This window comes from Sedimentibacter saalensis (genome assembly GCF_007830175.1).
GTDB classification, from domain to species: Bacteria; Bacillota; Clostridia; order Tissierellales; family Sedimentibacteraceae; genus Sedimentibacter; species Sedimentibacter saalensis.
On the sequence record NZ_VLKH01000011.1, the window covers coordinates 120,519 to 132,514 of the forward strand.

General features: G+C 38.5%; 7 protein-coding genes. 2 read left to right on the forward strand and 5 right to left on the reverse strand.

Annotated features, from left to right (window positions below; genetic code table 11):
* Positions 1 to 14: 14 nt before the first annotated feature.
* The gene (locus tag LY60_RS15460; RefSeq protein ID WP_145085936.1) at positions 15 to 1,832 is read right to left on the reverse strand and encodes a sensor histidine kinase; all 1,818 of its coding nucleotides are present in this window, start codon (positions 1,830 to 1,832) and stop codon (positions 15 to 17) included.
* A gap of 150 nt (positions 1,833 to 1,982) precedes the next feature.
* On the opposite strand from LY60_RS15460, the gene LY60_RS15465 reads away from it, so the two are divergent.
* Both LY60_RS15465 and LY60_RS15470 read left to right on the forward strand, forming a co-directional pair.
* On the forward strand, positions 1,983 to 2,696 hold the full coding sequence (locus LY60_RS15465) for a response regulator transcription factor (protein WP_145085939.1): 714 nt from the start codon (positions 1,983 to 1,985) through the stop codon (positions 2,694 to 2,696).
* 251 nt (positions 2,697 to 2,947) lie between these two features.
* Positions 2,948 to 5,059 (forward strand): FAD-dependent oxidoreductase, encoded by a 2,112-nt coding sequence (locus LY60_RS15470; protein WP_145085942.1) that lies wholly within the window; start codon positions 2,948 to 2,950, stop codon positions 5,057 to 5,059.
* Between the two features lie 104 nt (positions 5,060 to 5,163).
* On the opposite strand, the gene LY60_RS15475 is transcribed toward LY60_RS15470, so the two are convergent.
* The 4 genes from LY60_RS15475 to glgD are packed head-to-tail and all read right to left on the reverse strand — an operon-like array spanning position 5,164 to position 11,989.
* Positions 5,164 to 6,951, reverse strand: coding sequence for a glycoside hydrolase family 13 protein (locus LY60_RS15475; RefSeq protein ID WP_145085944.1), 1,788 nt, complete (start codon positions 6,949 to 6,951; stop codon positions 5,164 to 5,166).
* 34 nt (positions 6,952 to 6,985) lie between these two features.
* Positions 6,986 to 9,415: a glycogen/starch/alpha-glucan phosphorylase gene (locus LY60_RS15480; protein WP_246145520.1), complete on the reverse strand. Its 2,430-nt coding sequence runs from the start codon at positions 9,413 to 9,415 to the stop codon at positions 6,986 to 6,988.
* Positions 9,415 to 10,857: a glycogen synthase gene (locus LY60_RS15485; protein ID WP_246145522.1), complete on the reverse strand. Its 1,443-nt coding sequence runs from the start codon at positions 10,855 to 10,857 to the stop codon at positions 9,415 to 9,417. Before LY60_RS15485 ends, LY60_RS15480 begins: the two co-directional genes overlap by 1 nt.
* A gap of 10 nt (positions 10,858 to 10,867) precedes the next feature.
* Complete coding sequence (gene glgD / locus LY60_RS15490) at positions 10,868 to 11,989, reverse strand: glucose-1-phosphate adenylyltransferase subunit GlgD (RefSeq protein ID WP_145085948.1); 1,122 nt, start codon at positions 11,987 to 11,989, stop codon at positions 10,868 to 10,870.
* Between the last annotated feature and the right edge of the window lie 7 nt (positions 11,990 to 11,996).

Below are 11,996 nucleotides of genomic sequence, written 5' to 3' on the forward strand. Positions count from 1 at the left end.
TAAGGTGCAGGCTGTTATTGCGGGATAACCGGAAGCTGCAATGTAAATACTGTTCCTTTTCCAATATTGCTTTTTACTGTTATTTTACCATTGTGCTGTTGAATGATTTCCTGAGCTATGGCTAAACCAAGTCCTGATGACTGATGTTTATCTTTTCCGCTTACGCGATAGTAGCGGTCAAATATTTTATCCAGGTCTTCAGGTAATATACCAACGCCCGTATCAGTTACTGATATGAATGCCATACTGCCATAGGATTTAAGTTCAACACATACAGAACCACCAGGTCTTGTATAATATATGGCATTTGTAATAAGGTTTTGAAATGCCTGTTCAAGCCTGAACTCATCGCCCCATGTTATACAGTCATCAATAATGGTATATTTAAGAGCAACATCTTTTTTTTCACTCACAACAAGACATGCTTTCGTAACCTTGGACACCAAGCTGCCCAATGGAACTCGCTCTGTTTCAAGGATAACCTGTCTGTCTTCAAGCTTTGCCATTAAAAACAAATCATCCACCAGGTGTTGTGTAAAATCAAGCCTTTCTTCCATTACAGGAAGTTCATGCTGAAGTTGATGAGGGAATGATTTTATTCTTTCCGTACATCCCCTTAAAATAAAAAGTGGAGTTCGCAAATCATGAAACACATTCATCATAAAGGTGTTTTTTTGTCTCTGCTGATTTTTCAAGGCGCTGGTTCGCTCCAGCACTTTTGTTTCCAGTTCTTGATTTGTCTGCTCCAACTTTTCTGCAAGTGCTTCAGATTCGGAAAACTTTTCAGCAAACAAACTGTTTATCAACAGCATACAACATACTGCAAAAGGAAGATTAAACAGCTTTGAATATCTCATAACTCTTAGGAGATAACTGATTTGGTTCTTCATAACAGGAGAAACGGTTATTACAAGCCGCATGCCAAGACTTATTGTCTGTCCCGCAAGAAGCATATACGCACCTTTTCGGTGTTGTGCGCAGGCATATATAAGTGCTGCGATTGAAAAAAAGAATAGAAAATAATAATCTCTGAATGTCTTGGGCAAGAATGTTTCAACCACCGCCCAGGCAAGAAGCAGAAAAATGACTCCACCTCGGCTTAACAACCGGTCGAAATGGCCTGGAAGTTTTGTATTGAACATCTTGCAGCTAATGATTATGTCAAGTAGTGCACACCAGCCATATGCATGAGAAACCAATGGCTTAATAAAATCCCAACCTGCCCCCAAAGCCAGTGAACCGAGACTCCATAGAGTAAGTGCTCCTGTATATATGGAGAACCATAATAAATATTTTTCGGTTCGTTTATTAAAATAAAGAGACCATCCATAAAGTGACATTAAAAATGTCATTCCAAGATTGAATGCAAATGTCATGTAGTAGGTAGAAAGCGCATGGGCAGCACCATTTGCTGTGGTGATGTACACTGACTGATTGTAAGGGTTCTCCTTGCTGTCAAATTCCAAATTTAAAGTGTTTGTTTCCTTGTTGAAAAAGCTTGAATCAATTGCAACACTTGAAAAATTTGACAAGTTAAAATTAGCGGAATGTGCTACGACTTTTCCGTTTGCATATATGTCTTCAGGAATAAACCCGTATATCAGTGATAATGGTTGATTAATATCTTCAACAACAATATCAAAGTAATATTTTCTTGTAATTGAATCCCATCTGTAACCTGACAATGAATACATAGTATTTTCGTTTTCAGGTGAAAATACTTGTCCACTTTTAAGCGTGCTAAAACTGTCATTAATTATGACACAAAGCGAAAATGTTATTATAATCATAAAAAGGAATACAGCAACAGTCTTTATATAGTTTTTTTTCATTTTAACCTCTTCTTTATGATTAAATGTTATACTATTAACATAATTGCTGTCAAGCCATATTTAAAAGAGGTGTTGCAATTATAAGCTGCTTAAGATATATTATTTTTAAGACAACATATTTGTAATTATTTAAACAAAGAGGTGAATTTTGTGACACGTGTTCTTTTGATTGAGGATGATGCCCTGGTAGCAAAGGTAATTTTTTACTATTTGGAACAAGCAGAAACATATCAGATTGTATGGGCCAAAACCGGCGGAGAGGCTTTTGCAAATGCAAGAGATAACTTTGATGTCATATTGCTTGATATACTGTTGCCTGATGTTGACGGAGTGGACCTTTGCGCACGCTTGAGAGAGTGGCATGACTGCCCCATAATATTTATATCATGCCTTGACAGCAGCGATACAATTGTTCGTGCCTTGGAACAAGGAGGGGATGATTTTTTAGTAAAGCCCTTTGACAACAAGGTGCTGGAAGCTCGAATCCAGGCAAATCTTCGACGTTACAACAAGAATATACAACCAACTCAGAACATTTTGGAATGTCAGGGATTTACTCTGGATGCAAGACGTCATGTAGTTGTAAAGGCGGAAGGCGAAAAAAAACTGTCTGGTACGGAGTTCAAAATTCTCTCCTTTTTAATGCAAAATAAGGGCAAATACTTCACTCCAAAGGAAATTTATCTTAAAATCTGGGGTGAAAAGAGTTATGGAGATACTAGGACTGTAATAGTCCATATACATAACATTCGTGAAAAAATTGAAGACGATCCCGAAAACCCGAGGTTTTTAAAAATGGAGTGGGGCAAAGGATATTACTTTGATATGTCCGGAAAACAAATAAAACTTAGCCAGACTAATTAAGGCACTGTTAATTTATTTTTTATAAATATTAACGTTTCTTAATCACTTGAAACTTTTTTAACGAGTTTCAGGTGATTTTTTTATTAATAATAAAAATATAATAGTCAAAGGACGCTTGATTGTGAAAAATTTATTAAATGCAGCAATAATTTTTAATAACTGTTTAACCACCATTAATTGAAAAACATGTTATTATTTACACAAATGATTTTGGCATTGCTGAAGATCAAAATTAAGGGAGGAAGATATATATGAAAGTAAAAGGTTTTAGTGGAAAGACAAAAAAATTTATTTCTATGTTTTTATGCATTTGCATGATAGTTTCTGTTGTTGGCTGTGCCAAGAAAACAGAAGCACCTGTTAATGAAGAAAAACCAGCAGAACTGATCAATGGCAGTTTTGAGGGTACTGCCGGAGGTATGCAGGGACCAATAACTGTAAGCATTACTGTTAAAGACAGTAAAATTACAGACATTGAATTTAAAGAAAACAAGGAAACTCCAAATGTTTCAGTAGTAGCATTTGAGCGCATACCTAAACAAATAATCGAAAATCAAAGCTTGTCTGTAGACACTGTAACAGGTGCGACTTTGTCCAGTTTCGGCATTATAAATGCAGTTGCTGATGCAGCAAAAACAGCAGGGCTGGATGTAGATGCTTTAAAGGCAAACAAGGTTGCAGCAGCACCAAAAGAACCACAGACATGGGATACTGATGTTCTTGTAATGGGCGGAGGAGGAGCTGGTCTCACTGCAGCTATAAGCGCCGCAGAACAAGGAGCTAAAGTTATCCTTATTGAAAAAGGTTCTGTACTTGGCGGAAATACAATGATGGCAGGGGCAGCTTACAATGCTGTTGATACAGAAGCTCAAAGTGTAATGATACTGTCTAAGGCTCAAAAGAACACATTAGATAGTTATCTGAAACTTGATCCTGCTGATTCAAAGCTTAAGTTTGATGTCTATCCTGAATGGAAAGAAGTTTTGACAGAGCTGAAAGCTGATATTAATGCATTTTATGCAGCAAATGCAGGTAAAGAAGCCGGAGTCGACATGCCGGGTTTTGATTCTGTCGCACTGCATATGTGGCATATTTATACTGGAGGGCTCAGACAATTATCTGATGGAAATTGGATAGCTCCAAAAGTTGATCTTGCAAGAAAGCTTGCTCAAAGTGCACTTGACTCTTTTGTATGGATGGGAAGCGTTGGTCTTAATTCTTCATATGGCAAGACAGCTCAATATGGCAATGCGCCTGGAACCGGAACTGTTCTTGGAGCAATGTGGCCAAGAACACACAGTTTCATGTCAGGAGCTGATCGTATTCCTCAGCTTGTAAAGGTTGCTAAGGAAAAGGGTGTTGCTATATATACAGAAACCAGCGGTACTGAACTTTTAACAGATGCATCAGGCAAGGTAATCGGTGCAAAGGCTGAACAGGCAGACGGTACTCAGATCACAGTAAATACAACAAAAGGTGTAGTTCTTGCAACAGGTGGATACTGCGCAAATCCTGCAATGGTTAAGCAGTATGACAAATATTGGGGAGATGACCTTTCAGACAGAACTCTGTCAACTAACCTTGGTACTAATGAAGGCGATGGTATAATAATGGCACAGGCAATCGGTGCTGATTTAACAGGAATGGAAGTTGCACAGATGATGCCTTCTTCATCACCTGTAAAAGGAACCATGACTGACGGTATCTGGGCAGATGCAGCAGAACAGATTTGGATTGACGGAAATGGTAAGAGATTTGTAAATGAATATGCAGAGCGTGATGTTCTTGCAAAAGCTTCATTGGCACTTAAAGATAAAATTTTCTATATAGTTTATGCAGGCAGAGGAAATGTTGGAAACCCAAATGAGCTTATAAAGGGTACTGAATATGATGAACGTATTGCAGCCATGGTTGAAGGCGGACACATTTGGTACGGAAAAAATCTTGCAGAATTGGCAGAAGCCACAAAATCACCGGCAGCAGGCGTAGCACCTGCATTTACAGAAGAACAGCTTCGTGAAACTATTGAAAAATACAACAGCTATGTAGCAGCTCAAAAAGATGATGATTTTGGCAAAGAAGTATTATCAGGAGCAATTGATCTTGACTATATTGAATCTCATGATGAGGTGGGAATTTGCATAAGCCCAAGAAAGGCTTCACTTCACCACACAATGGGCGGTGTTGTCATAGATACAGAAACTCATGTTATAGATAAAGATGGGAAAATTATTCCTGGTTTATGGGCAGCCGGAGAAGTTACCGGAGGAATCCATGGAGGAAACAGACTTGGAGGAAATGCCATAGCTGATATATTCACATTCGGACGTATTGCAGGATTAAACGCTGCAAGCGGAAAATAAACGAAAACTCCCGATAAATTAAATCACGAAAAACTGCCTCAGCAATTAATTTGCTTAGGCAGTTTTTTTATGGATTAAAAGGCCGGTGTGCTGAAACTTTATGTTTAATAATTAATAGTTCTTAAAATCAGGTATTCATTGCTTTTAATGTTAAAACTGCTGCTTGTTTCCTTCTTGCCGTATTCCATCATGTTTTCTTTTAAATTTAACGTCACAGTGTTGGATGAAATATTAACTGCAATTATTAAGCGCATTTCATCATTAAACCTTTCAAATACATACATTCCTTTATCATGAACAAGGCATCTGTATTTTCCCTGAGAAAAAACAGATGAGCTTTTTCTTAATTTTCCCATGAATTTGTAATGACTTAATATTTCCTTGTTTTCTTCCCCCCAGGGATAGCATCTTCTGTTGAAGGGATCCGTCCACCCCTGCATTCCTGCTTCGTCTCCGTAATAAATGCATGGAATGCCTGGCAGTGTCATCTGCAGCAGTGTTGCAATTTTAAGTAGTCTTATTCCCTCTGCAAGTTCATTGGCTGTAAGTGTAGCTTCTGCCATTTCTGATTTGCTTTCTGGAACATAGCTGCTGCCAATGACTGTGAGGATTCTTGCTGTGTCGTGTGTTCCTAAAATATTCATGAGGCAGTGTACAGACTGTGGAGGATACTTTTCAATAATCATGTTCATTGTCTCGTAAAGTTCACTGCAGTCTTTTGTTTGGATGAAGTTTATAATGGCATTTCGTAGTGGATAGTTCGTTACAGAATCAAGTTGTTTTCCCAGGAAATACTGCTTCAGATGTCCATAGGAAAATTTGTCTGAAGCATCTTCCCAAACTTCTCCCACTATGTAAGCATTTTTGTCTTTTTCCTTCACACATTTTCTTAAACTTTTTAAAAAGCTGTCGGGAAGTTCATCTGCCACATCAAGGCGCCAACCCTTGACCCCGCAGTCTTGCCAGTTATTTAAAACTCCATTTTCTCCTGTGATAAATGCAATGTAATGTTTGTTTTCCTTGTTTACTGCAGGAAGTGTCTTGATATTCCACCAGCACACATAATCTTCATTCCAGCTGTTGAACATGTACCAGTCATAGTAAGGCGATGATTTGCTCTGGTATGCACCAATGGATTTGTAACGTCCCATTTTGTTGAAGTAAATGCTGTCTGAGCCTGTGTGGCTGAATACTCCGTCAAGAATGACGTTAATTCCAAAATTGGAAGCTTCTGCGCAAAGTTTTTTTAGAGATTCTTCATTTCCAAACATGGGGTCAATGTTTAGGTAATCTCCTGTGTCGTACTTGTGGTTTGAATGGGCTTCGAAGACAGGAGAAACATAAATAGCCGACACACCAAGGTCCTTGATGTATGGGAGTTTTTTCTTTATACCATCGAGATTTCCACCGAAAAAGTCATTGTTTTTTATTTCTCCTTTTTCATCAGGCAAGTACCGGGGAGTTCCTCCCCAGTCATTTCTTATGTCTATGTCATCATTTTTCATGAGGGTCATGTCTTTATAAAACCTATCCACAAAAATATGATATATTATTCCTCCCTTAATCCAGTCAGGAGTTGCGAAATCATCATATACAAGAAGCTGATAAGAATTTGATTTGTCTTCCCCCATGATAAATGAGTAATAATAATTTCCTGCCTCTTCCAAAGTTAAGACAGCACGGTACAAGTCATGGCAGTTTTTAGCACCTACCCATTCCATGGAAATTCTTTTGTGTGTTTCAACCGCATAATCCAGCCTTTTTTCTATTAGAACTTCTGGCTGCATGGGGAAATTTCGCTTCACATAAATCTTAAGCGAAATTTCATCACCTGTCTTGATCCCTCCCTGAGGAGACCTGAAAAATTCAGACTGACTGTCAAATATGAACATATATTATCCTTTATAAATGTTGTAAGATTACTTATTATTTGTTAACAGGAGTCAATCCCCATATTTTCTCGGCATATTCCCTGACTGTCCTGTCGGAGGAAAATATTCCTGCTGATCCAATGTTCATTAGGGACATTTGATTCCATTTCATTTTGTCGCTGTAGTAAAGATGCGATGCTTTCCTGTGAATTTCCATGTAGGAGTCAAAATCAGCAAAACACATGTATGGATCTCCCACAGCAGATCCTCCCAAGAGATATTTGGAAATGGACTCGAAGGATTTTCCGTTTATGCCTTTATTTAAAAAATCTATTATTTTTCGAAGCTTCAGGTTTTTCTGATAATACTGTATGGAAGAATAGCCATGGTTCCAGATGCTTTCCACCTCGTGGTCACGAAGACCGAAAAGAAAGAAATTTTCCTCTCCAACTTCCTTGATTATTTCAACATTGGCACCGTCGCATGTTCCGATTGTAAGAGCACCGTTGATCATGAACTTCATGTTTCCTGTTCCGCTTGCTTCCTTGCCTGCCAGGGATATCTGCTCGCTTATTTCACCTGCAGGGATTATGAGCTCAGCAAGGCTCACAGAATAATTTTCTAAGAAAACAACATTGATGTATTTTTTAACAAATGTATTTTTATTTATATAATCGCTGAGTGCAAATATGAGCTGAATTATTTCCTTTGCCCTGAAGTATCCAGGGGCAGCCTTGGCTGCAAATATGAATGTTTCAGGTACAATGTCAGCAATATTTCCTTCGTTTATATCTATTATGAGGCTTATGATCCGCATGGCATTTAAAAGCTGTCTCTTGTATTCATGAAGCCTCTTGGCCTGAATGTCAAATATGGAATCAACGTCAATGTTGATGTGGTTTTGTCTTGAAACGTGTTCTGCCACTCTTTTTTTATTCTGGTGTTTTATTTCATCTAGTTTTGTCAGGACACTCTGGTCATTCTTATATTTTTTAAGAAGATTTAGCTTTTCAGGATTCAGGTAGTATTCTTCACCGAGAATATCCGTCAGCAAGTCCTTCAGCAATGGGTTTGCCTGATTGACCCATCTCCTGTGGGTTATTCCGTTTGTTACATTTATAATTTTACCTGGAGTGTATTCATTGAAATCTTTGAAAATTGTTTTTTTAAGTATTTCCGTGTGAAGATCAGCCACGCCGTTTACACAGTGACTGCCCCGTATGCACAGGTTTGCCATGTTTATTTTTCCATAGCCGAATATGGACATCTTGAGGGCCTTGTTTCTATCTCCCAAATTGTGGGCAGCCTCATCCATGAAACGACGATCTATTTCTGCAATTATCATGTGAATTCTTGGAATCTTCACCTTGATTATGTTGTCTTCAAATGTTTCCAGCGCTTCAGAAAGTACAGTATGGTTTGTGTAGGAAACACTATCTACAACCATTTTCCACGCTTCATCCCATGAATAGTTGTAATCGTCCATAAAAATGCGCATGAGTTCCGGAATAACAAGGGCAGGATGGGTGTCATTTATGTGAATTGCATTTTTTTGACTGAAGTTATCAAGTGTATTGTACTTGCCGTAATGTACTTTAACAATGTTCTGGGCTGATGCTGAAACAAGAAAGTACTGCTGCTTCAATCTCAATATTTTACCTTCGTAGTGGTTGTCAGAAGGGTAGAGAACCTTTGATATTGCTTCGCCCAGCGAATCTTCTGCCAGGGCTCTTAAATAATCGCCCTGTGAGAACAGGTTCATGTCAATGCTGTTTAAGCTTCTTGATTCCCAGAGCCTTAATAAACTCACTCCTTTGCTGTCGTATCCTGATATCATCATGTCGTAGGGCACGGCTTCAATTTGAGTGGGGTAGTCGTGATGAATTTTCAAACCTTTATCGGTCCACTCTTCCCTGATTTTTCCGTCAAATTTAACAATAACTCTTTCTTCGGTACGTGGAATGAGCCATACATCTGAAGTTGTCAGCCAGTCATCGGGAAGTTCCGTCTGCCATCCGTCTATGATTTTCTGCTTGAAAAGCCCGAACTCATATTTTAATGAAAAACCAACGGCTGGGAAATTTCCGGTAGCAAGAGAGTCCATGAAACATGCAGCCAGCCTCCCAAGCCCTCCATTTCCCAGACCAGGGTCCTTTTCGATGCTGTACAGCTCTTCCAGGGATACATTATATTTTTTTAAAGCTTCAGAAACTTCCTGTTCGATTTTCAAGTTGTACAAATTGTTTCTCAGAGATTTACCTGTAAGAAATTCCATGCACAGGTAATAAACCTTCTTTTGCTGGTTTTTTGTAAACTGCTTTAAAAATGTATTTCTTTTTTTTAGCAGCAGATCTCTTATAACAGTTGAAAGTGCCCTGTAAACCTGGGTTGTGCTCGCAGAGTGTGGTTCAGTGTTCCAGTAACGGGAAATTTCCTCGTCAATCAATGCTTCCATTAGTGTTGCATTTATTTTTTGTTCCAACATTATTTTTCTCCCTGGGTCAATAAACCTTGAAACATGTCAAAGTATTTATAAGCTGATGCATTCCAGCTAAAGTCAACATTCATGACTGCTTCAACAAGTTTTTCCCAATCTTTTTTTTCTGAGTATACTTTAAGTCCTCTTTTTATGGTTTCCGCAAGAACTCTTGGATTTTGTTCATAAAATGTAAAGCCGTTTCCAAAGCCTAGACTGCAGTCGTGTATGGAGTCTTTAAGACCTCCTGTTTCCCGCACAATTGGCACAGTACCGTAACGGGATGCAATCATCTGAGCAATTCCACATGGCTCGCTTATGGATGGCATCAGGAGAAAGTCAGATCCCGCATAAATTTTGCGTGCCAGGTCTTGATTAAAATCAATTCTAACTGCCACCTTGTCATGGTATCGGTCCTGAAGAGACTTGAAGAAAAGTTCGTATCCCCGGTCTCCCTTTCCAAGTATTATGAACTGCACCTTTTCTTTTAATACTTCCTCTATTCCATGAATGATAAGTTCAAAACCCTTGTGCTTAACAAGCCTTGAAATAATTGCAACAACCGGGATATTTTCATCCTGAGGAAGTCCTGCAAGCATCTGAAGGTTCAGTTTGTTAAGATATTTTTTCTTTATATCCTTGCTGCTGAAGTTTTCAAACAATGCACTGTCTGTTTCAGGATTGTAAAAGTCCGTATCTATGCCGTTTAAAATGCCTCTTAACTTATGAGAATTGCTGCTTATTATTTTTGCAAGACCGTGGGCATAGAAATCATCCATTATTTCCCTTGAGTAACTTTCACTTACGGTGCTTATTATGTCACTTGTTTCCATAGCTCCCTTAAGGAGATTGATTGCACCGTTGTATTCTATGATTGATTTTTCTTTTCCGTGGATGTCAAATACATCCTCGGCAATGTTCAAGTCATAAATTCCCTGGTATTCAATGTTGTGGATGGTGATTACTGTCTTTATATTTTTATAATTTGAATAACTAGCATACTTTGTTTTGAGATATACAGGAATCAAAGACGTCTGCCAGTCGTTTGAAAGAATAATGTCCGGTACGAAATCAATCATAGGCAGTATAAAAAGAACTGCCTTTGAGAAAAAAGCAAATCTTTCGCCATCATCATAGTGACCGTAGCATTCGTTTCTTTTGAAATAATATTCATTGTCGATGAAGTAATAAGTTACATTGTTCATCTTCTGCTTAAATACTCCGCAGTACTGCTGCCTCCATGCAAGAGGCACTGTTGTTTTTCCTGCAAACTCAAAACCGCTTCTGTCTGTTATGTTTTGGTACAGAGGAATTATTACTCGGATGTCTATTTTGTCACCGTATTTTTGGGAAAGCGCCTTTGGAAGAGAACCAGCCACATCACCCAGGCCTCCTGTTGCTATAAATGGAGCAGCTTCAGAAGCCGCGTACAATACTTTCATAACACTCATATAATCACTCCTATACTATCGAATGTTTCTTAATAAAGAACGGGCAGCTGGAATAGCCTAGCAAGACTCTGTCATTGTTAACAAATGCATATGTATCTGAAATTATTGAATCGAGCTGGGCATTTTCACCGATAGTTCCATGCTGCATTATAATTGAATTTTTAACAACAGCATTTTTTCCTATTTTTACATCTCTGAATATGATGCTGTTTTCAACAGTTCCTTCAATTGTACAGCCGCTGGCAATCAATGAATTTTTTACATTTGCATGCGATAAGTACTTCGTTGGTGTTGAATCCTTTGTCTTTGTAAATATGGGACCGGTTTTAGAATAAAACAAACTTTGCAGAACATCCATCTTTAATAGTTCCATGCTGTTGTCGTAATAGCTCTGCAGGGAATCTATGTGTGCATAGAACCCCTTGTATTCGTAGCCGTAAATTCTCAGGCTGTGTACTCTGGCAGCAAGGACATCGTAGCTGAAATCCTTGTAGTTTCGTGCAATGGCATCATGAATTAATGCCTCTAGAAAATCCTTGTTCATAACCCATGTGTTAAGACCAATGTTTTGGACACCGTTTATTATGGGATAAACAAGTATGTCTTTTGCCCGGCCTTCATCATCAAATTCATACATTATTTTATGAATGGAACATGTCTTTTTAAGCGGATACTTTGTGTACACTGCAGTTATGTCTGAATTTTTTTCTTCATGATATTTTATTACGTCCCTGTAGTTGATGTTGTAAATCATGTCGCTGTCTGACAAAACAACATATTTTTCCTTTGAAGATGATATATAGTCCAGTACTCTTTTTAAAGCGTCAAGCCTTCCGGTGAATAATCCGTGGTTTTCACCCAGGGCGTATGGAGGAAATATGAGTATACCTCCTTTTTTCCTTGACAAATCCCAGTCCTTGCCGGAGCCTACGTGCTCCATAAGAGAACGGTAGTTGCTTTTTGTTATGATGCAGATTTTATGCATTCCTGAGTTGACCATATTGGAAAGGGGGAAATCAATGAGCCTGTATCTTCCTCCGAATGGTATTGCAGCAACTGAACGGTGGGATGCAAGCTCTGTCATGCTCCAGTCCTGCATGTCAGAAAATATTATTCCTAAAGTATTGTTCATAATGTCC